This window comes from Sorangium sp. So ce1014 (assembly GCF_051521505.1).
Taxonomy (GTDB): domain Bacteria; phylum Myxococcota_A; class Polyangia; order Polyangiales; family Polyangiaceae; genus Sorangium.
On sequence record NZ_CP150356.1, the window covers coordinates 6,457,481 to 6,482,104 of the forward strand.

The following is a 24,624-nucleotide window of genomic DNA, read 5'->3' on the forward strand; positions in this document are numbered from 1 at the left end:
GTGCGGCCCGACGAACGCATTGCCCACCAGATCAAGGTCCCAGCCAGGCGAGGCACACCTCGCCGCCCGCCGATCGGGCCAGGCCCCTTCCGCCTCGCCCCGTCCTCAGCCCTGCGCCGTGGGCCACACAACCACGCTGCCGACGTTGACCTCGGGCGGCTGCTCGATCGCGAAGGCGATGGCGCGGGCGATCGAGTCCGCCGGGATCGCGATGGCATCGGCGGTCGACCGGATCGCGCTCCGCGTTGCCTCGTCGGTGATCGTGTCCGTGAGGTCCGTCGCGATCATGCCGGGGGAGATCTCGGTGACGCGCAGGTTCGGCCCGGACTCCTGGCGCAGCGCCTCGGTGATCGTGCGGACCGCGTTCTTGGTGGCGCCGTAGACGCCCATGGTGGGCACGACCTTGAGGCCGGCGACGGAGACGACATTGACGATGTGGCCGCTCTTCTGCCGACCGAAGACGGGCAGCGCGGCGGCAATGCCGTGAAGAACGCCCTTGAGGTTCACGTCGATCATCGCGTCCCAATCATCGACGCGCAGCGCGTCGAAGCGCGAGATCGGGGCGATTCCCGCGTTGTTGACGAGGACGTCGAGCCGTCCAAACCGGTCGCAGGCGAGGTCCACCAGCGCCTTGAGGTCCGCTCGCCTGGTGACGTCGGTGGTTCGATGAACCGCGCGCCCCCCGGCCGCCTCGATCTCTCCCGCGACCGCCGCGATCTCCGCTTCGCGCCGGGCGCCGATCACGATCCGCGCGCCGCGCGAGGCCAGAAGAATTGCTGTGGCCCGGCCAATCCCTCTGCCGCCGCCCGTGATCGCGACGACCTTGCCCTCGATGGTCATGTGATGCCTCCTGGGTTGTGTTCCAAAAAGGCTAGTCGGGCGAGGCCGGTCGTTCCATGATTGTTCGGCCATGATTTTGTCGCGATCGTCCAGAGAGACGCTGGATCCCCTCTCCGATGTGCTGTCGGCCCTGGGCGTGCGCAGCGTCAGGTCCACGCGCTTCGAGGCGTCGGGCGACTGGGCGCTCGCCTTTCCCGGCAAGGCCAGGCTGAAGTTCGTCGCCCTCCTGCGCGGGCGGTGCTGGATGCTCCTGCCCGACCACCCGCCGGAGGCGCTGACAGCGGGCGACGTGTTCCTGATCGGCGATACTCCCTATACGGCAGCGAGCGACCCTGCGATCGAGCCGGTGGACGGCGCGCCCTTCTACGCGCAGCCGGGCCATGACGTCTTGCGCCTGGGCGACGGCCTCCAGACAGGCCTTCTGGGCGGGAGCGTCGACTTCGCCGATGGCGATGCGGCCTTCATCCTGGAGGCGCTGCCCGCGTTCCTCCGCGTCGATCGCGCCTCGCCCGGGGCGGGAGCCGTCGCGCGGACGTTGGCGTGCCTGGAGGCAGAGACCGGCGAGGACCGGCCGGGGGCCCCGCTCATCATCGACCGCCTGGCGGAGATCCTCCTGGTCGAGGCGATCCGTGCCTATATCGCGATGGGCGCCGAGGATCGCGTCGGCTGGATCGGCGCCCTGGCAGACCGGCAGGTCGGCGCGGCGCTCCGGCTCATGCACGGCGAGGTGGCCGAGCCCTGGACGGTGGCCAGGCTGGCGGCGCGTGTCGGCATGTCGCGCTCCGCCTTCTCAGCCCGCTTCGTGGCGCGCGTTGGCCGGCCGCCGCTCGATTATCTCACTCACTGGCGCATGGTGCTGGCGCGACGATTGCTGAGCGAGGGGCGGGCCCCCATCGCGAGCGTGGCGGCCGAGGTCGGCTATGGCTCGCAGAGCGCCTTCGCCCATGCGTTCAAGCGCACGTTCGGGTATCCGCCGCGGAGCGTCGCTTGAGGGGCGCGCCGCTCCCTGGCGGGCACACCGAGCGCCTGCAGCGCGCGTCTTCCGGGCGCCGCGACGCCGCGCTCAGACCTGGATGCCCGCGAGCGGTGACGTGACCCGCCCCGCGTCGAGGCCGATCTCCGTCGCGGTCGAGCCCATGACCTGGGCGATCGTCAGGAGCGCTTTGCTCAGGTTATCGCCGGGGAAGTTGTGATGCTCGTCGCCGCGCAGCCGTCCTCCGGCTTTCCCCGCGAGGAGCACCGGCCATTCTGCCTTCGTGTGTACCTTGCCCCAGGCGGTGTCGGACGTGACGTACACGAGCGTGTTGTCGAGCAGGTTCGAGCTGCCGTGTGGCGTGCTCTTGAGCTTCGTCAAGAGCTCGTTCAGGCAGCGCATCGTGTAAATCACGCCCTTGTCGACGCGAGGCTGACTCGATTGATCTCCGGCATCCCCGTGACAGATGGTGTCGTGAAAGTCGTCGTTCATATCCTGCGCGAGGTGCCGGTAATAGACGTGCGCGGCGGGCAGCGAGAACATGAACGAGAGCACGCGGGTCCTCTCGCAGGCGAGCGCGAGCGCCGAGAGCTCGACCATGGCGGTGTTCACCTGCGGGGGCGCCTCGCTCTGCGAGTCCTTGCCGGCGGTGGGGGCCGTCGGGCTGCTGCATGCGGGCGGCGAGCCGCCGCCGGGCGTCGTCGTCGTCTCGAGGCGCCGCTCGATGGCGCGGATCGACTCGAGGTGCTGCTCCACGCGTTGCCTGTCGGCCGCCCCGAGCCGCTGCTGCAGGCTCGCGCCGTCTTGCAGGATCGAGTCGAGCACGCTCTTCCGGACGTTCGCGAGCTTCGTGGCCTGGTCCGCTTCTTCGTCGTTGGGCACGGGCGTGCCGCCCATGAACAGCCGATTGAACACGGCCCTTGGGTCGAACTCCGGGTTGTTGCGCGAGTTCGGTCCCTTGTGTGAGACCGTATGCAGCGAGTCCGGAGCGCCGCCCGGCGTCGCCGGCGTCAATCCCACCTCCAGAGAGCGGTACGGCGCCCCCTCGGAGATGAGGTTCGCGACGACCTGGTCGATGGATGGGGCCCGCACGGCGTTCCCGCTGAGCGGCGCGCCGGTCGTGGCCCCCGCCGACCCCGTGGGGTGCTCGGAGCCGGATACAACGAGCTTGTTCTCGAGGCCGCTGATCACCGTGAGATGAGACTTGTGCTCCGCGAGCGGCTGGAGCTGGGGACTGAGCTCCCAGGCCGAACCGGAGCCCGTGCGCGCCGGCTTCCAGCGGCCGGGCAGCGTACCGTTCCCGAAGAACCACGTGACGTAGAGCGGCGAAACCGGCGTATTCGACTGGGCGAGCGCCGTGCCGCTCTGGTTCAGCATGATCTCCAGCAGCGGGAGCGGGAGGGTGACGGCGGCGCCCGTCGCCAGCATGCCCCGGAGAACAGTTCGTCGGTTCAAGGCTTTGATGGTCATGGGGGTACCGTGCGTTCAGGGTTGGGGGGCGACGGATGAAAAGGCTTCGTTCGTCACGACGTCGAGGACGAGGTCGCGCAGCTTGAGCCCCGACGCCTCGAACGAAGCGGCCAGCGTGTTCAGCACGCTGCCGTCCACGGGTCGCTCTTCGTGGCCTGCTGCATACGAGTAGTACTTGCGGACGAGGCATCGAGCGACCTCGTCGCTCGCGCTGACGGTCATCCCGAGCTCGCGCGCGTCGGCGACCGGCTCCCCGTCGAAGTCGCCGCTGGAGTCGATCGGCAGGCCATGGTCGGTCGTGCGGTAACGGCCGATCGCGTCGAACGTCTCGAGCGGCAGGCCGAGCGGGTCCATGTAGGCATGACAGGCGGCGCAGGCAGGAGCGGTCCGGTGGGCCTCGAGCCGCTGACGTTTCGTGAGGGGCCTGTCCGCAGGCGGCTCCGGGAGCTCGAGCGCGACGTTACCGGGGGGCGGCCGTACGGGCGTGCACATGAGGGCGTCACGCATGAACTTGCCGCGCAACGTGGGCGACCCCTCTTTCTGGTTGGCGAACTGCGAGAGGAAGCCGGCCTTGCCGAGGATCCCGACGCGCGGGCCGTCCGCGGGCAACGAGCGAACCTCGAAGGTGCTGGAGCTCAGGCCGGTCGTGTCGAGGCCGTAGACCTCGGCGAGCTCCGTGTTGACGACGACCTTCGTGGTCGAGAACAGGTCGAGCGCGCTCGCTTGCTCATCGAACGCGAGGACCTCCCAGGTGCCCCGCATGTCGCGAACCATCGCCGCCTTCAGCGCGGCGCCGTACTCCGGAAATAGCGCCGAGTCCTTGGCCTGCGTGCCGATTCGATCGAGCCGCATGTACTCCTCGGCGAAGGCACCGATGGCCTCGCGTCCAGCGGGCGCGTCGAGCAGCCGCGTCGCCGCGGCACGAATACCCTCGACGGTGTCGAGCATCCCGCTCGCGGCCTCGTCGAGCAACGCCTTGTCCGGCAGGCTGTTCCACACGAGAAACGAGAGCCGGGACGCCATCTCGTAGCCCGTCACGCGAAGCGACCCATCGGCGCTCGGAGCTCCGAGCTCCGGACGATACAGAAAGTTCGGCGACGAGAAGAGAGCCACCGTCGCCCAGCGGGCCCCCTCGACGGCGCTGCCGAGCTCGGTCGCGGCCTCGCTGGCGACCGCCGCGAGCCTGTCGACCTCGGCTGTCTCGAGCGGGCGGCGCCACGCTCGAAGCCCCAGCACCTGGAGGAAACCGCGTACGCAAGCGTCGTCTTGCGCGCCGCTGGGCGTGCAACCGATGAACTGCTCCCGCTTCGCGGAATCCTTGAACACCGCGTCCACCGCGCTCTCGATGGCTGTGTGGTACTGCTCGACGCCTCGTTCCGAAGTCACGACGGTCGCGGCGCCGATGACCGCAAAGTTTCCGTTCCAGCTGTCGGAGTCGAGCGCATCGAGATTGACCTCCACGCCGAACACGTCGCGCACGGCGTTGCCGAATTGCGTTCTCGTCAAACGACGCAGCATCCCGACCGCGGGTTGGAACGGCGGAGGGGCCGAGCCCGTCGACGGTCCATCGTTTTCGGCGGGGGATCCCCCAGCGCCATCCACCGAATCACCCAGCGTGCCCGTGCACGCGGCCGCGAACGCGAGCGCACAAACGGCGGCGACTTCTCTTGAGGAACGGAGCTCGTGCCCGGACGGTTTCTTCATCTTGCTCTCCGATACTGCGAGGGGTGACGACGCACGGGTACCCACATCTGGCGACGATGCCTGAGAGCAACTGCTCGCACTACGATGCCCATCTCGCCCGGCGTGACGGAACGTAGAGCACCTGACCGTGGTCCCCGGGTGGATCACCGCTGGCAGAACGCCAAGCACCCTTATCGGCGATCGCTTTCGCGACGACCGAACGGAACCCGTGCCGAACCGGTCAGACGACGAAGGCCTCGGCACGCAGGACGACCCCGCAGGGCAAAGCCAAAGGATACCCCGTGCAAAATGTGAACGATCACATTTCGTATGTCAAACCCAAACGACCGGCCCGACGGGGATCCTCGCGCCCGAGGTGCGGACAACGCCGGCGGGCTCCTCCGGAGCGCCGCGTCACGGGGGGCGGGCGCCGGACCGCGGTGATCGCCAGGATGATCGCCGGCCCGATGCGCTCGACGCCGACCAGCGCACCGACCGCTGGCGCCCGACGCCGCAGGCGGCCAGCGCCCTGGGTATCGCCTCTTGTACGCGGCGACCCGGGCGCGTGCTCCGGCCAGGAAGCTCGCCCCGCATCGGTCGATTTGGTTTGACGTGCGAAATGTGAGCGTTCACATTTGACGAGCTGCGATGAGGTGGCCGAGCTTGGCCTTCACCTGGTCAGGAGACGTCCGATGTCGAGGAGCATGAAGCTGATGGGTGCCGTGATCATGAGCGTCGGCATTGGCTTTGCAGTCGGCTTTGCCGGCGGCTTTGCGGGTGCAGCGTGGGCCGCGGAGCGAACGGCGGACGTCCCCGCGACGGTCGCCGAGGGCAAGGATTTCGGCTGCGGCGCAAAAGGACAGAAAGCCTGTCCCATGCAGGGCTGGATGAAGACGGTGATGCAGTCGGCGACCACGAGCGGCGACGGCGCGAAGATCGCGTCGGCGCTGGACTACGTGGCGTCGAAGCCGCCGCCCGGGATGCCGAAGTGGGTCGCGATCTCGAAGGAAGGCGCGGAGAAGGCCAAGAAGGGCGATATCGACGGCGCCAAGGCGAGCTGCAAGGCCTGCCACGATCTGTACAAGGCGGAGTACAAGGCGAAGCACCGTGACGCCACCTTCTGAGGCGCCGCGCCCTGCTCTCGCCCTCTCCGCTCCTCGCGCAGGGCGCGCGCTCTCCTTCCGGCCCCTGGCCCTACCCGTCGGGTCGACTCACATCGAGCGTTGACAGGCGCGCCGTCGGCCACCGGCGTCGCGCGCTGCGAGGTGCCCATGCCCACATCTGCCCAAGGTCCGAAGTCGAGCGAACCCCTCACCCCCGTGCGCTGGGGCGTGCTCGGGGCGAGCAGCTTCGCGTTGAAGGTCAGCCTGCCCAGCATGAGGCGGGGGCCCCTGACCCAGCTCGCCGCGCTGGCGTCGCGCGACATCGGCAAGGCGCGCGCCGCCGCGCAGTCGCTCGGGATCCCGAAGGCGTACGGCAGCTACGATGAGCTGCTCGACGATCCGGAGATCGAGGCCATCTACAACCCGCTTCCCAACCACCTGCACGTGAAGTGGACGGCGCGCGCGGCCCGCGCCGGCAAGCACGTCCTGTGCGAAAAGCCGATCGCGCTCAGCGCCAAGGACGCCGCGGCGCTCGTCGACGTCCAGCACGAGACGGGCAAGCGGATCGCCGAAGCGTTCATGATCCGCTACCACCCGCAGTGGCATCAGGCCAGGGACTGGGTGCAAAGCGGCCAGATCGGCGGCCTGGTCAGCGTCCAGGCGGCGTTCTCGTATTTCAACCGCGACGCCGTGAACATCCGCAACAGGAGGGAAGTCGGGGGCGGCGCGCTCTACGACATCGGCTGCTACGCGGTGAACATGTCGCGCTTCCTGTTCGGACGCGAGCCCCTGCGGGCGATGGCGCTCGTCGAGCGCGATCCCGAGTTCGGCACCGATCGCTTGACCTCGGGCCTGCTCGACTACGGCGGCGCGCACCTGACGTTCACGTGCAGCACGCAGGCCGTGGCCTACCAGCGCGTGAACGCGCTCGGTACCAGGGGCCGTATCGAGATCGAGATCCCGTTCAACGCGCCCGCCGACCAGCCATGCAAGCTCTTCCTCGATGACGGCTCGACGCTGAACTGCAGCTCGGCCAAGGTCACCTCAACTGACGTCGTCGACCAGTACCACCTCCAGAGCGAGGCGTTCTCGCGCGCCATTCGCACGGGAGGCCCCGTCGAGAACCCGATCGAGGTCGCGGCCGGCAACATGCGGGTCATCGACGCGCTCTTCCGTTCCGCCGAGAGCGGGCGCTGGGAGAAGATCTAGCGGCGCCCGCGGCGCCCGGCGTCGTCACGGCCGCGACGGCGAGGACGCCCCGCCCCGCTGCGCCTGCGAGCCTCCTGCAAGGTCAGCGACGGGTCCGGCGCCGTCGCATCGCCAGGGCGGAGAGCCCCACGGCGAGCGCCGCGGCCCACGGGCTCGTCGTGGAGCTGGCTCCGGCGACGACGCACCCGCAACCTCCGTCGGAGGCCCCCTCGTCCGGCGGTGTTCCGCCGATCCCACCTCCCTCGCCCGCCGCGTCGCCGCCCCCGGAGGAGGCGCTCGCCGTCGTCGCCCCGCCGGCCCCGCCCCCGGAGGAGGCGCTCGCCGTCGCCGCCCCGCCCGCCCCACCGGCGCCGCCCCCGGAGGAGGCGCTCGCCGTCGCCGCCCCGCCCGCCCCGCCCCCGGAGGAGGCGCTCGTCGTCGTCGTCGTCGCCCCGCCCGCACCCGCGCCGGTGCCTGGCTCGGTGCCCTCATCGCGGGGCACAGCTCCGGTGAATCCGACCTGCCCCTCCCGTGTCAGCGACAGCACAAGCGTGCCATCTTTCACCGTCACGTTCTGTGGGTCGAAGTCGACGCGGTTCCCATCGAACGTCCAGTCCGCCTTGCTCCATCGCGCGCCGTCCAGGGAGTCGAACTCGTCCTGCCATGCGAGCTCGAAACCGCCGTTGCTATAGCGGTAGACCTTGATCCAGTTGACGAACTGGTGCTGCGGGAGGACGGAATCATCGAACGGTCCGACCCACTCGGTGACATCGGACGACCACGTGTTCATGCGCAGGGACTGGGGATTCTTCAGGGTGCCCACCTGCGCACCCGTCGTCCGCCTGACCTCTCGTCCGTCGAAGCTCCAGGCGACGTATTCCGGCGTCCACTCCAGCCCGTAGGTGTGATAGCCGTCCGCGAGGGAGACGTCCGTCGGGTGCACCTCCTCCGACGTCACCCTCGTGCCCATCCCGGTGATGATGTTGGACTGCCAGCCCCGGGCGTTGTCCTTCCCGAAGACCTCGATGTCGATCTCCTCCCAGAATGCACCGGACAGCTCGGAGCCGTCCTTGTAGGTGAAGAAAGTCGAGAGGATGCCGCTCCCGCGCGCCATGCGCATGCGCACTTCGATGCGACCATGAAGAACGCCCTGGGGAGTGTAAAGCTCTGCTCCCTTGTAAGGCTTCGCGACTGCGGTCGAGCTCACCGCGAGCGCCAGCGAGGCAGCGGCGAGCATCAGACCCGCGCGGAATTTCGTGAACATACTGGAACCTCCGATGTGAACGTTAACATGGGCCGCGCCCGTGCGATAGTTCATCGTCGGCTCCACGTGTCAGGGCCTCGCCTGGTGAGCGTCAGTTCGCGGCGGCCCCGCTCCGCCCGGCTCCTCGCGCACGACGCCGCCGCGCGGCGGCCGCGCCCAGCGCGAACAAGGCGGCGAGCACGCCCGCGGGGGAGCTGGGCCCCGATCTGACCCGGCATGCACACCCGCCCCCGTCCTCGCCGGCGTCGTCAGGCGGGGTACCGCCAGCGCCGCCCGTGCCGCTGCCCGCCGTTGCTCCGCTGCCGGTCGTTGCCGCGCTGCTGCTGCTGCTCGCCCCCCCGCCCGAGCCGCCGCTGCCCGTGGCTCCCCCTTCACCCATGCTGGGAGCCCCCCCGGAGCCCGTCGGATCCGGGTCCGGGGCGTCGAGCGGAGTGAACTTCCACCAGTTGAAATTGAACAGGGGGCCGCCTCCACCGGTGAACTTCAGGTAGAGGTCGTGGATCCCTGTCGCGCCGTCGACCGCGCAGGACGTGGTAGCCCATGTCTGCGGGCCGCCGGTCCCCTGGACTGTACAGGTCCCCACCAGCGTGCCGGTCGTGCTGTCGAGGCGCAGCTCGATGCTACCGCCGCTGGTCGCCGAGGCCACTCTTGCGTCGAAGGACACCGCGCCGGAACCGAAATCGACGCCCTTCACCTTGATGTAGTCCCCGTTCTCGATCGACGTGACGTTCATTCCGCCTTCGCCGCATGCCTCGGTCTCGATCCCGGATTCCCAGGCGATGGTTTCAGCCTCCCTCATGACATACGGATTCAGGTTGTCGACGCCAGGCGCGCCCGCCTCGGTCATCCTGATCGTCGGGAAGGTACCATCGGGGTTGAAGGTGAATCGCTCGACGGCCGTCGATCGGTGAAAGCCTCCACCGCCCGGCAAGGCACCGTTGTGATAGAAGAAGTAGGAGTTCCCCTTGAAGTCGATGACGCCCGCGTGATTGGTGAAGCTGCTGCCCTCCGTGGGCATGATGACCCCCCGGTAAGTCCACGGGCCGGTGGGGCTGCTGCTCGTGGAGTAGGCGATATATTCGGAAATAGGCCCCCCCGCGTACACCAGGTAGTACAAGCCATCGCGCTTGTAGAGCCACGGACCTTCTTCGTACTTGGTTTTATGGCGATCATCACTCTTACGCCCGGTGCTCTGCCCGAAGCTCGCCGCCGTCATGGGCACGTGTACGACGTCCCCCTGGTAGGAGATCATGTCTTCGTTCAGCTTCACGTAGCACACCTCGGGGTTTCCCCAGTACAGGTAGGCCTGGCCGTCGTCGTCGATGAACGGCGTCGGATCGATGTCGCCGCAATTGGCCGTGATCAACGGCTTTCCCAGGGCGTCTTTGAAGGGACCGGTGGGACTGTCCGACACGGCCACGCCGATGGTGTGCCTGTTGAGCGAGCGGCTCGTCACAGGAACGTAGTAGTAAAACTTTCCGTTTCTGTGGATGACCTGGCCCGCCCACGCGTCTCCCTTTGCCCAGCTGAAGTCGCTGTACCTCAGCGGTGAACCGTGATCCGTCCAGTTCACCATATCCGTGGAGGAATACACTCTCCATTCGTTCATCCCGAACCAGTCCGTGGCGCTGTCCTCGTCGTGTCCGGTATAGAGATATACCGTGTCATTGTGGACCAAGGGAGCAGGATCGGGGGTATAAAAAGTCTGTACGATGGGATTGTCTGCCAGGGCGCCGGACGGCAGCCCGGTCACGCCACAGATCGACAATGCCGCCGTGAGGAGCTTACGCTGGAGGGATGCAGTGATCGTTGTCATTCCTGAATCCTTTGTGCTCTCCTGAAACCTCGTCAGGTGTTGCCAATGTCGCAGATCGCTCGGTGCATGACCCTCCGGCGCGTCTCGGCGGGGTGATTCGCCAAGCCAGCCCGCCGGGCGATCTGGCAGTGATTGTCTTCCGCGAGAGATGAAAAGATCGGCGGCAGACGACGCCCGAGCCCTCACGCACGGATCCTCTCCGACGAAGCGCGCCGAGCGCCGTGGTGCTCGACTGCGCGTGTGCGGCACCCCTCACGATCAGGGTCGTCGCGAACGTGTTCCGAGACGACCGAGCGAGCGCGGGGGTTGCCGAGGCCGAACGGACGACGAAGGTCTCGGCGCGCACGACGCCCCATCCGGGGCGAAGCCGGAAGCAGAGGACGCCGCTCGGAGAGAATGTGAACGTTCACATGACCGGCGTCAACCCCGATCGACCCTCCCGTGGGGGGGTCCTCCAGCGTCTCCCCTCCCCCGCGCCCAGGGCTGCTTGCCAGCAGGCGGTCACGGCCTGGCTGCCGTGTGCTCTCGTCCAGGACCATCTAGAGCGACAAACGGGTTGAAACCGCCTGAAAGGAGCGGAATTTCGAACCGCCAAGGCGCCAAGGACGCCAAGAAGAGAACAAATTTTTGGCGTCCTTGGCGCCTTGGCGGTCCATCTCTCGGTCGCGCAACGTGATCGGTGCTCTAGCCCCGTCGCCCCTCGGGCACGAGGAGACCTCGGGCCGGTCGATCTGGATTGACACGAAAAATGTGATCGTTCACATTCGGCCTAGTTGGCATCTTTTGCTTCGCCCCGGAGGGGCGCCGGGCCGCTCACGAAGCTGGCATAGCCCTTCGAACGAGACGCCATGTCAACCAGCCGAAGTTCGGTGTTCCCAGCTTCCATGCCGGCGTTCTCGCCGGACGGGTGTAGCTTCCATGCCGGCGTTCTCGCCGGACGGGTGTAAAATGAGAATCTCTCTGCTCGTGGTACCTGCCATCACGGTCCTTCTTGCCTGCGGCTCCGATACCGACCCGCCTCCGGCCGATCAGGCGACCTCCAGCTCGACCGGCGCTGGAGGTTCGGGCGGAGGAGCCTCGACGGGCGTCAGCACGAGCGCCTCCAGCAGCGCGAGCTCCGGCGGGGCCGGCGGCGGCGGCGGGGCCGGCGGCGGCGGCGGCGGCGGAGCCGGCGGCAGCGGCGGCGAAGACCTGCTCGCGGCGGCCGCCGACATCGACGGATTTCGCTGGGAGATGCCGTGCGACCAGGACCCGGGCAACAGTGACGAATGTACGACGTCCACGCGGGTCGACGAGACCCGGACGTTCGGCGGCTCGCCCGACACGATCTACCAGGTGACCGTCCGTCTCCGCGGCGTCGTCGAGCCGGAGACGTACCGGGACGGCACGCCCGACGGCATGCACTTTCGCGTGGGCGGTACACCCGACAACCCGACGTACAACGTCTACAGCTTCTCTGTCTCCGATCCGCCCGAGGTCTACTACCTCAACGACAGCCCCACCGTGGGTCACGACGTGTTCATCATCGACCACACGAAGACCATCCCGGTCCGGGGCGGAGCCAGCGTATCCTTCCTGGGCGACGATCCAAATCAGGTCATGATCGCCAACTTCAAGGATCTGGTCGTGGACGGTGTCCCGCCGGCGCCCGCGCCTTTCGTCGGCCAGTTCATACAGCTCGACGTTCAATCCGTCGAGAAGACGCAGCCCTGACCGCGCGCCCTGGCGATCTCGTTCGACGTCGCCCGCGAGCGGGAGCGCGCCTCGGCCTACGCCTCGGCCCGCTCCCGCGGCTCCGTTCGCGTTGCCCCAGCCAGCGTTCAGCCCGTCGGGCGCGATGAAGAGGGTGCTGTTCTTTGAGCCCGAGAAAGGGCAAGGCTGCCCCAGCCAGCGTTCAGCCCGTCGGGCGCGATTGAAGAGGGTGCTGTTCTTTGAGCCCGAGGGAGGCCAAGGCTGGCGGGGGCTCCTGCTTCACGGACGTCTCTCGGGCGAGCTCCGCTGAGCAGCACGACATGGCGGGCTGGCCAGCCGGCAGCACGGCCGCACCCCCGGTCGCCCAGGATCACCGCTTGAGCGTGACGTCAATCACCGATCCAGGAAGTCCATCAGCCACTGCATCGCCGGCCGCATCCTGTCGTCCGGATGCTGGATGCCGGTGTTGTCCCGCCAGGTGGTGCCGACGATGTAACCCCACAAGGTGATGCCCTGGACCGAGGGGTGATTCCAGTACATCGTGAACTGCTCCTGCATCACGTTCTTCTGCTGGTTGTCGTCCGCGATGCCGATGTCGTACTCGGTGATGTGCACGGGCTTGCCCAGCGAGGCGAGCGCGTCGATGTAGCCCTTGACGGTGTTTGTGTTGATCTTGTACGCGTCGTGGGCCTGCGCGCCGATGACGTCGACCGGGGCGCCCGCGTCGATGACCGCCTTCGCGATCCTCATGAAGTTGTTGTGGTCGTTCTGGTACTCGATGTTGTTGTAGTCGTTGAGGATCAGGACCGCGTTCGGGCAGAACTCGCGGGCCCACTTGAACGAGTTGACGATCCAGTCCCAGCCGCTGGCGCCGTCTCCGCCGATGCCGTTCTTGTAGGAGGGCGTGGTGTGGGGCGGCGGCTCGTTGACAACGTCGATGTACTTCGTCTTGGGGTAGCGCTCGCAGAACGACTTCATCCAATCCCGCACGGCCGCCTGCTGGTCCGGCCCGGAGATGCTCCCGATCCAGTCGGGTTGCTGGGAGCCCCACACGAAGACGTGGTGCTTGAAGATGATGTTGTTGTCCTGCGCGTACTTGTAGATCCTGTCGAGCGCGGCCCAGTCCCTGTTCCCGCGGGACTTCTCGACGGAGCCCCACTTGCCCTCGTTCTCGGGCGTGATCTGGTTCCAGTACTTCGAGAAGCCGTCGCGCACGGCGCCGCGCGTCGTGATGTTGCCGACAAACTTCCCCGTGGGCTCGGAGCCGCCAGCTCCGGTGGACGCGCTGCTCGAGGCGGTTGAACCGCCGCCGCCCTCGTTCGATCCGCCGGCGCCGGTCGTGCCGGGGCCGGTCGTGCCGGGGCCGGTCGTGCCGGGGCCGGTCGTGCCAGGGCCGGTCGTGCCGGGGCCGGTCGTGCCGGGGCCGGTCGTGCCGGGGCCGGTCGTGCCGACGCTTGTGCTGTCAGCTCCCCCCGAGCCGCCCGCGCCACCGTCACCGCCGTCGCTCCCATCGGCGCATCCAAAGAGAGTCGCGACCCCGAGCGCGATCCACGTCGTGCCGCACAGCCATCGAGAAGAACGGTTCTTGTTCATGTTGGACTTCCGCAAGTTGAGCGATTGAAGTTGGTGATCCCTGGAGCGGCGAGCCGATAGGCAGCGGCGCGAGCTCCGAAACATCTGCATCTCCTGATCCGTCAGGCGATGTTCGGGTCGACGAGCCCGCCTTCGAGGCGGGCCTCCCTACCCGTTGGTGCAGCCGACCCACAGAAACCGTATTGTTCCCTCCGTCATCGAGCGCGGCTTCGCGCTGGCCTGTTGCATGTGGCCCGCAACCGTTCATCGCTGGACGACTCAGACACGAGCGGACCTCGTGAGCTCGCGCACGAACGCGATCACGAGAGATCGCGCGGTCTCGAGGGAGCGGCCCGACAGCCGGCGACCTGCTGTGCGCCGATCCGCCGCCGGCGGCGCGCACCGCCGAGCGAACGGTACCGGTGCCGAGATCCATCGGAGGACGAAGATCTCAGTGCGCATGGACGACCCACCCGAAACGAAGCAAAAGGATACTGCTCCGGAGGAATGTGAACGATCACATGATCGATGTCAAACCCAATCGACCCGTCCACGGGCATCCTCCACCCCGAGGCAGCCCGAGAGAGGACGCTGGCATGGACCTGTGACCGTGTTGACTGGAACTTTCCAGCAGTGACACGCATGCAGAGAACGCCGCCGCGTACGCCGAGCACCGGTGCCGGGACGACGGCGCGACGAGCGCGGAGGCTACCAGCGGTCGAAGTAGTCGAAGACGTCAGGCAGCACGAGCGGAACCATTCCCGGATGGTCCGCATCGACTTCCTTGTATGTGACCGTGTAGCCGCCAGCCATCATCCAGTCGCGCAGCTCCCGGCTGCCGGTCAGGGAAGGCGTGCCGCGGGTCCCTTCCGTCACGAAGATGGGCACGTCGCGCAGCCGGTCCCACGGATAGCCCGACTCCAGGACGAAGGGGCCGGACATGGGCGCCAGAGCCTTCCAGTAATCGGAATATTTGGCGCCGATGTACCAGGCGCCGCCGCTCCCCATCGAGTGTCCGGTGAGGAACATCGAGCTGCGATCGATCGGGTACTCGTTCAGCACCAGCTCCAGGACGTTGATGACGTCCTTCTCGCTGAGCTCCTGATCGCGTTCGCGCTCGGGCGTACGCTCGGCCAGGAGCTTCTCCGCCTCCTCGGGTCGCCCGAATACGGCCGGCAGCCGCAGGAAGGTGCCGTACGCGCCGTGGTAGCCGAGCGGCGAGACCAGCAGCACGCCATGCTGGTCAGCCAGATTCACCATCTGCTTGTTGTTCTGATCCAGGTACGAGCTCTCGTCGTTCGAAGCGCCGTGCAAGAACATCACGAGGCGCAACTTCGACGTGCCGTCCCAGCGATCCGGGACGCAGACTCGGTAAGGAACGTCGGCGCCAGCGGCTGGAAAGCGATAAGTCCTCCGCTGGTCACCTTTCGCGCGCCACTGCGGAGAGCTGGGATCGGCGACGGACTCGGCGAGCGCTCGCGCCTCGAGCACCTGAGCGCGCGGATCGAGCCTGGTCCCGAACGAGATGACCACCGGCTCGAATTCGTCTGAACCGCCCGTCCCCGCCGAGCCCGCGGCGCCGGCTTCGCCGCCGGCCGCCGTCGTTCCGCCGCTCGGCGCCCCACCGCCCATGCCGCCGCCTGCTGGGCCTCCCGCGCTGGCCGAGGCGCCTCCAGGAGACCCGCCGCTGGAGCCGCTAGAGGCGGCGCTCGCCGTGCTGGCGGCTCCGCCGCCACCTTGACCGGTGGAGGTGGCGCCGCTGCCGGCGTCATCGCTTCCGCAAGCGGCGAGCGACAGCGCGCAACCGATGCAGGCCAGTGACGAAGGGAATCGATGCTTCTTCATGCTCACTCCGGAGAGGTGCTCAGCCCGTTCCAAGCGCGCCGCCTCGCGCCCGGCGCGGTACGGAACGAGCGATGCCCCCCGCGACGTCACTCTTCCTCGCGCCTGCGACGATCGAGCGAACAGAGTCGGTGCAGCGGCTCGATCCCGAGCCCAGGACGAAGGGCACGGTGCGCAGTGCGGCCCATCCAAGGCAAAGTAGCAGGACATCCCGAGAGCGGACTGTGAACGTTCACGTTCGAGCCGTCCAACAAATTTGACCAGCCCGCGGCTCTCCGCGATCCCGATGGCTCTGGTCAGTTTCGAGCCAGTCGGGCCACCTGGTGATGTGCCGCACCTTCCGGTGGCCCAGATCGAGGAGATGGCGGTCGGTGACGGGCCCTTCAGGACGAAGATCGGGCGGTAAGACTGGAATCCACATCGACCATGACTGGAATCCACATCGACCATGACTGGAATCCACATCGACCATGACTGGAATCCACATCGACCATGACTGGAATCCACATCGACCATGATCACGGCCCCGCGCCCGCCTCGCTTGACGCGCTGCTTCGTCGGACGAGCTACGCCAGCCCTGTCCTCCCTCGGGCTCAAGAATACCCGCGGTCCCGCCGACAAAGGTTGACATCGAAAATGTGAACGATCACAATGTGTACCTCACCGTAATCGCGGCGAGCGGAGATCTAGGGGGGGACGATGGCCATCTCGGAGCCGGCTCTTCCGGCCATCAAGCAGCCAGCTCGGCATCGCGCGCCAGCACCCAGCGGCGGAACGTGCGCGGGTGCGCGCAGTGAACCCTTCCTTGACGGTGTCGACGCTCCTCGGAAACTGCATCAACTTGGGCAGGCCGACCCCCTGGGGCCCGGGGCTGCTGGTGGCGCAAGTCAGCGCCGCGTCATTGGCGCAGCGCGTAGTCGGCGCGCCGCATCAATGAATTGTAGGTATAGCGGTAAACAGCCAGCGCTCTTCACAAAAGGTGATGGTGCTGTTCACATAAAAATCGCGTGACATCGCTGAGCCCCAGCTCCGTCGCCGGTCTCCGATCCTTCAATCAACTGGAAACGATCCCACGCTGAAGGCGCGCCTCGTGGAACGCTGCCGATGAGAGCGAAGTCGCGCCTGGGTATTCAAATGACAAACAAACCTATTATCGCCAGAGCCACATTGTTCGCGACGCTGGTCGGCTCTTGCGCTCTCTGGGCTTGCAGTGGTGACGGCGCGAGCTCGTCGGGGAACGACCCTGAGCCCGGAACGGGCGGGGCCGCCGTCTCGAGCAGCAGCAGCAGTAGCACCACGACGGGCGGCGGCACCACGACCGGCGGCGCGTCCGCGGCTGGAACGGGCGGTGAGGGAGGAACGAGCGGAAGCGGTGGTTCGCCAGGAACCGGTGGCTCGGGCGGATCGATGGGAGGCAAGGTCGCCCCGCAGCCGAGCACGGGTTGCAACAAGGCCAATCCGCAGACCGGCAGCGCGCAGAGCCCGCTCACCGTATCGGGTCACCAGTACTACGTGAAGCTGCCGACCAACTACGACGCCGGCAAGCCGTATCCGGTGATGATCATGTTCAACCCGACGGGCAACCCGATCAGCTGGGCAGAGCAGAACGCGGGCTTCGAGGCGACCGGCCCCAAGGAGGCCTGGATCCGCGTCTACCCTCACCCGGCCAACTCCGGCTCGGGCTGGGGGGCGAGCGATGTGTCTTTCTTTCAGCCGTTCTACGACCAGATCACGGACAACCTCTGCATCGACAAGGCTCGCGTGTTCGCGGCAGGCGAGAGCTCGGGCGGCGACTTCTCGAGTATCCTTGGCTGCGAGCACGCGGACAAGCTACGCGCGGTGGGCCCCTGCGCCACAAAGAACGTACCCCAGTATCCGCTCAACGCCAGCACCCGAGAGTGTACCGGGCAGGTCACGTCCGTCGTCATCCACGGAGTGCGCGACTCGGTGGTCGGGACGGACAACGGCCCGAAGACGCGCGACTTCTATACCGATCTGAATCACTGCCAGGCGAGCACGACGCCAGTCGAAGGGTACACGGACGAGCTCTCGAACTGCGTCATGTTTCAGGGCTGTGACGAGGACTATCCGGTCTATTGGTGCCTGCACGGAGACCCGAACTACAGCAACACGAATCACGGCTGGCCCGCGTTCGCGCCCAAGTTCCTCTGGAGCCTGTTCTCGACCTATTGAGAATCATGATGGGTCCGGCGGCGCCCGGCTCATCGTGCCTGCATCAACCGGCCGGGGAAGCGAGGCGGACGACCCGCGATCGCCCGAGCCACCGACGAGCACCAGTTAGCGAGGTTGTACCCTTATGAGTAGATCTGGTTTTGGACTGAGCGTTCTTTTCACTGTGGGCGTGGCGACGGGGGTGGCCGCTTGCTCATCGGAGTCGGATCCCGTCGACCCCGGCCCTGGTGGGTCTTCTGGCGAACCCACGAGCGCGGGTTCCACCTCGGGAGCGACGTCGGGCGGAGGAGCCGGTGGAAGCGGGAGCGGAGGCGCGGGCACGGGCGCGGGCACGACCGCGAGCACGGGCGCGGGCACGAGCACGGGCGCGGGCACGACCGCGAGCACGGGCGCGGGCACGACCGCGAGCACGGCCGCGAGCACGGGCAGCTCCGGCGGCACGGGCGGCGACTCGGCCGGCGCCGGCGGTTCGGCGGACCCTGGCGACAGCGGCTCGATGGGCTGCGGCAAGGCCGCGACGCGCCCGGACCCTCGCCAGCAGCAGACGCTGACCGTCGGTGGGGTGACGCGCTACTACCTGATTCACGTGCCGGAGAACTACGACCCGAGCAAGCCGCTGCCGCTGGTCTTCGGTATCCACGGCCTGAACATGAACAACGTGTGGGCCGCGCACGACAGCAGCGGATTCCAGCTCATCCAGGAGACAAAAAACCAAGCGCTGCTCATCTACCCGCAGGGCTTGCCGGCAAATGGGCAATCCAGGCCTCCGAGCACCGAATCGCAGTGGGGTACAGCAGACTCCAACTGGGGCGGTCCGCCGCCCAGCGCCAATCCGGCGCGCTTGGAGGCCGACCTGGCGTTCTTCGATGCCATGATCGAGCATGCCAAGGCGAGCTACTGCGTGGATACGAAGCGCGTCTTCTCGGTCGGGTTCAGCCAAGGTGGTTTCATGACGAACACGCTCGGGTGTCAGCGCTCTTCCGTGTTCCGCGGTCTCGCTCCGGTCGCCGGATGGGGCCCCAATGGCTCCCAGCCCACGTGCAGCGACGCCGGCGCCGCGCACGCGGTGATTCAAACGCAAGGCGACACCGACGGGACCGTGACCCCCGCGCTGGGACAATCCACCCGCGACTTCTGGCGCGGCCGGAACGGCTGCCAGGCGACCACGATGCCGTCGGCGGACTTCGGCAATGGGTGCGTCGAGTATCAAGGCTGCAAGGAGGGCCTGCCGCTCGTGTACTGCACGCACCCCGGCGGTCACTCCGTACCGTCCGGCGCGGGCGGGCGAGCCTGGCGCTTCTTCCAGTCGCTCGAGTGAGCCCCGCAGGCGTGCCTCCCGCAGGCGTGCCTCCCGCAGGCGTGCCTCCCGCAGGCGTGAATGATGTCGCGTCCGGGATGTCGTTGAAGCCGACGATGCGGATGTCCCGCGGCGCCTCGCGCCCGCTCCTCCTGACGCCGCGCTCCGGAGGAGCCGTCCCAGCCCGCGGGTATCCTCCCCCGGGCTGGGACGATACCCGCGGGCGGGTCGATTCGAATTGACACTGGCCTTGTGAGCGCTCACATTAAGTCCGGCCCGTTTCCTTTGTTTCCGCCCTGGAGGGTCGTCGCGCGCGGCGGGACGTTCGTCACACGATCGAGCTCGGCACCCATGCCGTTCGCCCGGCGGTGCGCGCCGCGAACGGCGGGTCGGCGCACCGCAGGTCGCCCGCTGTCGCGCCGCCCCCCCGGAGACCGCGCAAGCTCTCGCGATTTCCCTCCGGCGCGAGCTCACGAGCTCCGGTGGTGCTCGAACTGTCCAGCGTCGATCCGTCGCGAGCCAAACGTTGCGGGTCAAACCAATGCCGCGCTCGATTTGCGATGAACATGACAGTTTCTGGATGAGGGTTGCATTGTAGCTACGCTGAAATAGCTGCTCTGTCACCCGAGCTTGGTCAGGAGACAATGATGAACTCACCGTCTTTTTCGACGACCGGCTTGCCGCGCTGCGCGCGGGCGCTCGGCGCGGGGCTCTGCGTCACGGCGCTCCTGCTCGCGGGGTGCACGGGCTCCGTGGGCGATCCGGAGGGGAGCGACGGCACCGTGCCGGGCGGCAGCGGCCCCGTCACCGGCGGCGTGGCGCGCGGCATCGACATGCCGGGCGCGCCGCAGTACCACCGGCTCGTGCGCCTCACGAACTCGCAGTGGGCGAGCAGCGTGCAGGTGGTGCTGAACCTCGCCGCTCCTTCGTCGCTGTCCGACGCGTTCGAGAAGCCCGTCGCCGGCACGACGGACTTCACGAACAACGAGCACCTGCTGAGCGTGAACCAGCGCTCGTGGAGCGACTACCAATCGGCGGCGGAGGCGCTCGCCGAGGAGGTGACGGCTTCGGATGCGGCGCTCGCCAGGGTTTACCCGGAGACGGACGCGGCCGGCTTCATCAAAGCCGTGGGGCGCCGTGCGTATCGCCGTCCGCTGAAGGACGCCGAGGTCGCCAGGTACACGGCGCTCTTCGAGACCGGCACGGCGATGTCCGGCACGAAGAGCGCGTTCGCCAAGGGCGCGCAGCTCGTGATTCGGACGCTGCTGCAGTCGCCGCACTTCCTCTACCGCACGGAGCTCGGCGAGGATCGCAAGCCGCTCAACGGTTACGAGATCGCGGCGAAGCTCTCGCTCTGGCTGCGCAACGCCGCGCCGAGCGACGAGCTGCTCGACAAGGCGTCCACGCTCACGACGCCGGAAGCGATCAGCGCGCTCGCCGAGTCCATGCTGGAGGAGCCCACGGCGGTCAAGGGCATGCGGTACTTCCATCGCGAGCTGCTCCACTTCGATCGCTACGCCACGATCAGCAAGGTCGGCGTGTCGAGCTACAAGGAGTCGTTGAACGCGGAGTACGAGGAGAGCGCGTACCTGTTCTTCGAAAAGATCTTCACCGAGGGTCTCGGTGTCAAGGACATCCTCACGTCCACCAAGGGCTTCGTGGGGCCGGGGATGGCGAGCCTCTACGGCCTGGCGCCGGGCGGCGGCGGCGTCGTGGAGCGAGATCTCGGTCCCGATCGCGTCGGCTTCTTTTCGCAGCTCCCGTACCTGACGCTGAACGCTCTGAACGAGGAGTCGGACTCGATCCACCGCGGCGTCAGCATCAACCTCGACGTGCTGTGCACGCCGCTCGGCTCGCCGGCCCCCGACATTCCGCCGGTCCCGCCTCTCGAGCCCGGGCAGACGAACCGTGAACGCATCACGCGGCTCACCTCCGCCTGCGGTGGCGCGTGCCACAACCTGCTCATCAATCCCGTCGGCTTCGCCTTCGAGCACTTCGACGGCATGGGGCAGTATCGGGACGAGGAGAACGGAGGCTTGCCGATCGACAGCAGCGGTGTCTATTCCTTCTCCGAAGGAGCCAGGTCGTTCGCGGACGCCGGCGAGCTGATGCACTACATGGCGGAGAGCGAGCAGGCTCACCTCTGCTACGCCAAGAAGCTCGCGAGCTTCGCGCTCCAGCGCGACGTCATCCCGTCGGACTTGCCGCTCGTCGAGACGCTCGCCGAGGTGAGCCGTGGCGCCGACGGCTCGGTGAAAGAGATGATGCTCGAGCTCGTGAAGAACGAAGCATTCCGGACCCGGATGGGAGGCACGCTGTGAACTCCAAGATCGTAACGAACCTCACTCGTCCGCACGTGGCGCGCCGGCCCGGTATCAATCGGCGCGCGTTCCTGCGCGCCGGCGGCGTCGCCATCGCCCTTCCGTTCCTCGAGGGGTTGCCGTCGCGCTCCGCCTGGGCCGCGGACAGCCCGCCCGTGTTCAGCCTCTACATCGTGGCGGCGTGCGGCGTGGTGGGGGACCGCTTCTTCCCGGACAAGACTGGCCCGCTCACGACCGACGGGCTCGCCGCCATGACGGGCAAGGCGACGCACGTGCTTGCGCCTCACGCTGCGGACCTGCTGTTCATGCGCGGTATCAACTTCCCGATGTCGAGCCCCAGCAACTGCGGCCACGCGCAGGGCCTGTGTCAGGCGCTCACCGCGCGCCCGTCGCAGGGCGGTGGCAAGACGGCAGCCTCGACCGGCGTGTCCGCGGACATGGTGATCGCCGAGCTGGTGAACGACGGCGGTGCCGAGCCGCTCACGCTCTACGCCGGCAACCGCAGGAACGGGTACATCGCCGAGCGCATCTCTTTCAAAAGCGGTGGTGCCGGGCAGGTGCGCTCGGCGGACGACAACCCGTACACGCTCTACTCCAGGCTCGTCGGCCTCTCGAACAGCGGCGGTGATAGCGGCGGGTCGCTCGCCGAGGAGCTCCTCCGCAGCCGCAAGAGCGTGAACGACTTCGTGGGCGAGGAGCTGAACAGCCTGATGCGCATGTCGGCGCTGAGCTCCGCCGACAAGCAGCGCCTCCAACAGCATTTCGACTCCATCCGCGACACCGAGGTCACGATGGGCGAGATGGGCGGGGCCTGCAGCCAGGCGGGGCTCACGACGTCGAAGCTCGAGGCGCTCGAGAGCGGCTTCGCGTTCAAGACGGACGGCATGATAGAAGACGTCGCGAAGCTCCACCTCGAGCTCGTGGCGCTGGCATTCGCCTGCAACTTCAACCGCGTGGCGACGCTGCAGCACGGCGACGGCACGGATCAAACGAAGTATGCGGTGCCGGCGAACGCGGGGCTCGGCTGGCCCTTCCACCACCTCAGCCATCGTGTGCAATCGGACGCGTCTTCGGGCAACAACCCGACGGCCGAGCAAGCACACGCCGAGATCGACGTGCTCCGCATGCAGACGCTGCTCCACGGCCTCGATCAGTTCAAGGCGCGCGGCCTGTTCGACAAGTCCATCGTCATGTGGACGAACCACGTGGCGGACGGCCCGTCGCACAGCTTCCGCAACGTGCCGACGATCATCGCCGGAAGCGGCGGCGGCTACCTGAAGCAGGGGGAGTTCATCGACGCCGGAAACGTCACGAACAACCGCCTCTTCAACGGCCTCATCGCCGCCGCCGTTCGGGACAAGACCGAGTGGACGGAGAACTTCGGTGAGGGTCAGGGCTCCGGGCCCATCGACGGCATGCTCGCCTGAGCGGCATCGCCGGGCGGTGAGCCTCGCTGGAGAATGGCTCCGGCTCGAGGCCCATGATCGGCGAGCCCGTGCGTCGTACTCGGATCGGTCCCATCGGTGTGGGCGCCGCGTCGCGGCTCTGCGTCGCGGGGCTCCTGAAGAAGCCGCTCCAAAGCGAGCCCCTGCTCGAGCTGGTTCACCGCATCTGCGGCGCGCCTGGGCGGTGAGCCGGGCGCGCGGGGCCGCCGCGCCGGCGGCTCGCATGTATCTCTGACGCTCACCTCGCCCGCCCGACGCTGCGCGCCTCTCCAGCGCCGCGCTCAGGGGCTCCTCCGCCCTCGCGCATGCGCTCACCTCTCGGCCTGAACACCGCGATCGACGGACAAAGATCAGGGTGGGTGAGAAGCGGCATGGGTCGGTGCGTGTTCTGCATTGCATCAGCGTGGGAGTCGTTGCTCCAGGATTTGTCGTTTGCGCTCATGTGTCCTTGACAGAGCGGAGCTCGATGTGATGGCGTATCTCGCGGGGGAAGAATGTACCTTCGGATGCTTGCCGCGCCGCATCGCTTCCGTCGTGCCGGCGTGTGCTACGCGCCTCGCGGACGACGCATGCGCTGGCTGGAGACCGGGCTCTTGATGACTTCATGCAGCTGTGGACCGGCGACGGCGACGCCTTCGTCGATGTCGCCCCCGTCGCGGTCAACTGCTTTCCCGGGTGATGAGCCCGCTTAGAGATCGAGCTTCGCGCGAGGATACGGGGCACGACCGGACGAACCACAGATCACAAAGGGGGTCTCATGACAAGGATTGGACGACGCTGGGTGGCGGCATTCGGGCTCGCGCTGATGACAGCGGCATGTGGATCGGGCGAACCCCTCGGCGAGGGCGAGCAGGTCTCGCCCATCAAGCGCGCGCCGACGCCCATGAGCGAGTTCACCGCAAAGGAGATCGAGGCGACGCTCGACGCGCTCGTCGCCGATATCAACAAGGGATCCGTCGAGCCGATGCAGATGGCGATCCTGCTGAAGTCCCTCGGCGGGTTCTTCACGCCGGTCACCACCGGGGCGAACCGAGCCATGGGCGAGCTCGGGGTCACGGGGAACGTGGTCGGGCCCAGTGGACAGGGGAGCGATCAGCAGCAGAGGGCGGAGGCCCAGGTGGAGCAGATTGGACAGGCGGTGGCGGACGGCGCCGAAGGGATCGGGGTCTCGCCTTTCGGCGACGCCATCGCGGCCGGCATCGAGGAGGCCGTCGCCGACGGGGTCCCTGTGGTGACGCTCGACACCGACGCCGAGGACTCGAAACGTTCCATCTATGTCGGAACCGTCAGCCAATCGGCCGGCGTCACGGCAGGAGAGACCCTGCGCGCGCTGCTGCCCCCGGGGCCGGGGACGGTGGTCATCCACGGCAACGCCGACCCGTCCTGGGTCGACGGATTGAACCGGATGCTGGGGGCTCGGAGCGTCCTCGAGAAGGCCGATTACACGGTCGTGGTGCGTCAGGTCACCTGGGGCCCGAACGGGGAGGTCCAGGACGTCGAAGGGATGAACGCCCTGATCGAGGCCGCGGACCCGCCCGTCGTGGGGTTGCTCGGCCTGCACGACATCTCGTACCGGTGCGCGATGGCCGTGGAGGCCGCAGGGCAGCCGGATCTCCCCGTCGTCGCCTTCGACTACAATCTGAAGACCGTCGAGTACATGCGCCAGGGGCTCATCAAGGCGACGCACACCCAGCGGCAGTACTACGCGGGGTACCTCGTGCCCTACATCCTCTACGGCATCAAGACCATCGGCCTCGAAGCGACAACGAAGGTCCTCGCCCCGCAGATGGACGGCGAGAGCCGGTTCAACGTCGGCCTCGACGTGGTCCCGTGGGACAAGGTCGACGAGTACAACGCCTTCCTCGACATGATCGGCGCGACCCAGTAGCGACACGGTAGACGTCGCGTCGCCCATGAGCGCCGTC

Annotated in this window: 16 protein-coding genes; 9 read left to right on the forward strand and 7 right to left on the reverse strand. The window is 67.6% G+C overall.

The features are described from left to right. Window positions 1–105: 105 nt before the first annotated feature. The gene (locus WME75_RS24285; protein WP_437494911.1) at window positions 106–840 is read right to left on the reverse strand and encodes an SDR family oxidoreductase; all 735 of its coding nucleotides are present in this window, start codon (window positions 838–840) and stop codon (window positions 106–108) included. A gap of 70 nt (window positions 841–910) precedes the next feature. Here WME75_RS24285 and WME75_RS24290 point away from each other — a divergent pair, with 70 nt between their 5' ends. Next, a complete protein-coding gene (locus WME75_RS24290) occupies window positions 911–1,831 on the forward strand; it encodes an AraC family transcriptional regulator (protein ID WP_437475759.1) in 921 nt (306 codons plus the stop codon). A 72-nt stretch (window positions 1,832–1,903) separates the two neighbouring features. Here the strand turns inward: WME75_RS24290 and WME75_RS24295 are convergent, their stop codons facing one another. Both WME75_RS24295 and WME75_RS24300 read right to left on the reverse strand, forming a co-directional pair. Further along, window positions 1,904–3,268 carry a DUF1552 domain-containing protein gene (locus WME75_RS24295; protein ID WP_437475760.1) on the reverse strand — a complete coding sequence of 455 codons (1,365 nt, stop codon included), beginning with the start codon at window positions 3,266–3,268 and terminating at the stop codon, window positions 1,904–1,906. 30 nt (window positions 3,269–3,298) lie between these two features. Next, window positions 3,299–4,789, reverse strand: a complete 1,491-nt coding sequence (locus WME75_RS24300; protein WP_437475761.1) for a DUF1592 domain-containing protein — start codon at window positions 4,787–4,789, stop codon at window positions 3,299–3,301. A gap of 830 nt (window positions 4,790–5,619) precedes the next feature. Here WME75_RS24300 and WME75_RS24305 point away from each other — a divergent pair. Further along, complete coding sequence (locus WME75_RS24305) at window positions 5,620–6,090, forward strand: hypothetical protein (protein WP_437475762.1); 471 nt, start codon at window positions 5,620–5,622, stop codon at window positions 6,088–6,090. A gap of 147 nt (window positions 6,091–6,237) precedes the next feature. After that, window positions 6,238–7,278: a Gfo/Idh/MocA family protein gene (locus WME75_RS24310; protein WP_437475763.1), complete on the forward strand. Its 1,041-nt coding sequence runs from the start codon at window positions 6,238–6,240 to the stop codon at window positions 7,276–7,278. Window positions 7,279–7,360: 82 nt separating this feature from the next. Here the strand turns inward: WME75_RS24310 and WME75_RS24315 are convergent, their stop codons facing one another. Together WME75_RS24315 and WME75_RS24320 are read right to left on the reverse strand one after the other, a co-directional pair. Further along, window positions 7,361–8,521: a family 16 glycosylhydrolase gene (locus WME75_RS24315; RefSeq protein ID WP_437475764.1), complete on the reverse strand. Its 1,161-nt coding sequence runs from the start codon at window positions 8,519–8,521 to the stop codon at window positions 7,361–7,363. A gap of 91 nt (window positions 8,522–8,612) precedes the next feature. Next, window positions 8,613–10,337, reverse strand: a complete 1,725-nt coding sequence (locus WME75_RS24320; protein WP_437475765.1) for a glycoside hydrolase family 43 protein — start codon at window positions 10,335–10,337, stop codon at window positions 8,613–8,615. A gap of 948 nt (window positions 10,338–11,285) precedes the next feature. Between WME75_RS24320 and WME75_RS24325 the strand changes: the two genes are divergently transcribed. Beyond that, on the forward strand, window positions 11,286–12,050 hold the full coding sequence (locus WME75_RS24325; RefSeq protein ID WP_437475766.1) for a hypothetical protein: 765 nt from the start codon (window positions 11,286–11,288) through the stop codon (window positions 12,048–12,050). Window positions 12,051–12,422: 372 nt separating this feature from the next. On the opposite strand, the gene WME75_RS24330 is transcribed toward WME75_RS24325, so the two are convergent. Both WME75_RS24330 and WME75_RS24335 read right to left on the reverse strand, forming a co-directional pair. Beyond that, complete coding sequence (locus tag WME75_RS24330; protein ID WP_437475767.1) at window positions 12,423–13,622, reverse strand: endo-1,4-beta-xylanase; 1,200 nt, start codon at window positions 13,620–13,622, stop codon at window positions 12,423–12,425. Between the two features lie 687 nt (window positions 13,623–14,309). Beyond that, window positions 14,310–15,233, reverse strand: a complete 924-nt coding sequence (locus tag WME75_RS24335; RefSeq protein ID WP_437475768.1) for a hypothetical protein — start codon at window positions 15,231–15,233, stop codon at window positions 14,310–14,312. Between the two features lie 1,617 nt (window positions 15,234–16,850). Here WME75_RS24335 and WME75_RS24340 point away from each other — a divergent pair. The 5 genes from WME75_RS24340 to WME75_RS24360 all read left to right on the forward strand — a co-directional run bounded on the left by WME75_RS24340 (window position 16,851) and on the right by WME75_RS24360 (window position 24,587). Then, complete coding sequence (locus tag WME75_RS24340; protein WP_437475769.1) at window positions 16,851–17,636, forward strand: alpha/beta hydrolase family esterase; 786 nt, start codon at window positions 16,851–16,853, stop codon at window positions 17,634–17,636. A gap of 181 nt (window positions 17,637–17,817) precedes the next feature. Then, window positions 17,818–18,954, forward strand: a complete 1,137-nt coding sequence (locus WME75_RS24345) for an alpha/beta hydrolase family esterase (protein WP_437475770.1) — start codon at window positions 17,818–17,820, stop codon at window positions 18,952–18,954. Window positions 18,955–19,580: 626 nt separating this feature from the next. Next, a complete protein-coding gene (locus WME75_RS24350; protein ID WP_437475771.1) occupies window positions 19,581–21,254 on the forward strand; it encodes a DUF1592 domain-containing protein in 1,674 nt (557 codons plus the stop codon). Continuing rightward, window positions 21,251–22,681, forward strand: coding sequence for a DUF1552 domain-containing protein (locus WME75_RS24355; protein ID WP_437475772.1), 1,431 nt, complete (start codon window positions 21,251–21,253; stop codon window positions 22,679–22,681). Before WME75_RS24350 ends, WME75_RS24355 begins: the two co-directional genes overlap by 4 nt. A gap of 775 nt (window positions 22,682–23,456) precedes the next feature. Continuing rightward, on the forward strand, window positions 23,457–24,587 hold the full coding sequence (locus WME75_RS24360) for a substrate-binding domain-containing protein (protein ID WP_437475773.1): 1,131 nt from the start codon (window positions 23,457–23,459) through the stop codon (window positions 24,585–24,587). Window positions 24,588–24,624 lie beyond the last annotated feature (37 nt).

Coding starts and splice junctions, on each gene's coding strand:
- WME75_RS24285 (WP_437494911.1), bottom strand. CDS start 840: ATGACCATCGAGGGCAAGGTCGTCGCGATCACGGGCGGCGGCAGAGGG.
- WME75_RS24290 (WP_437475759.1), top strand. CDS start 911: ATGATTTTGTCGCGATCGTCCAGAGAGACGCTGGATCCCCTCTCCGAT.
- WME75_RS24310 (WP_437475763.1), top strand. CDS start 6,238: ATGCCCACATCTGCCCAAGGTCCGAAGTCGAGCGAACCCCTCACCCCC.
- WME75_RS24315 (WP_437475764.1), bottom strand. CDS start 8,521: ATGTTCACGAAATTCCGCGCGGGTCTGATGCTCGCCGCTGCCTCGCTG.
- WME75_RS24320 (WP_437475765.1), bottom strand. CDS start 10,337: ATGACAACGATCACTGCATCCCTCCAGCGTAAGCTCCTCACGGCGGCA.
- WME75_RS24325 (WP_437475766.1), top strand. CDS start 11,286: ATGAGAATCTCTCTGCTCGTGGTACCTGCCATCACGGTCCTTCTTGCC.
- WME75_RS24330 (WP_437475767.1), bottom strand. CDS start 13,622: ATGAACAAGAACCGTTCTTCTCGATGGCTGTGCGGCACGACGTGGATC.
- WME75_RS24335 (WP_437475768.1), bottom strand. CDS start 15,233: ATGGGCGGTGGGGCGCCGAGCGGCGGAACGACGGCGGCCGGCGGCGAA.
- WME75_RS24340 (WP_437475769.1), top strand. CDS start 16,851: ATGGGAGGCAAGGTCGCCCCGCAGCCGAGCACGGGTTGCAACAAGGCC.
- WME75_RS24350 (WP_437475771.1), top strand. CDS start 19,581: ATGAACTCACCGTCTTTTTCGACGACCGGCTTGCCGCGCTGCGCGCGG.
- WME75_RS24360 (WP_437475773.1), top strand. CDS start 23,457: ATGACAAGGATTGGACGACGCTGGGTGGCGGCATTCGGGCTCGCGCTG.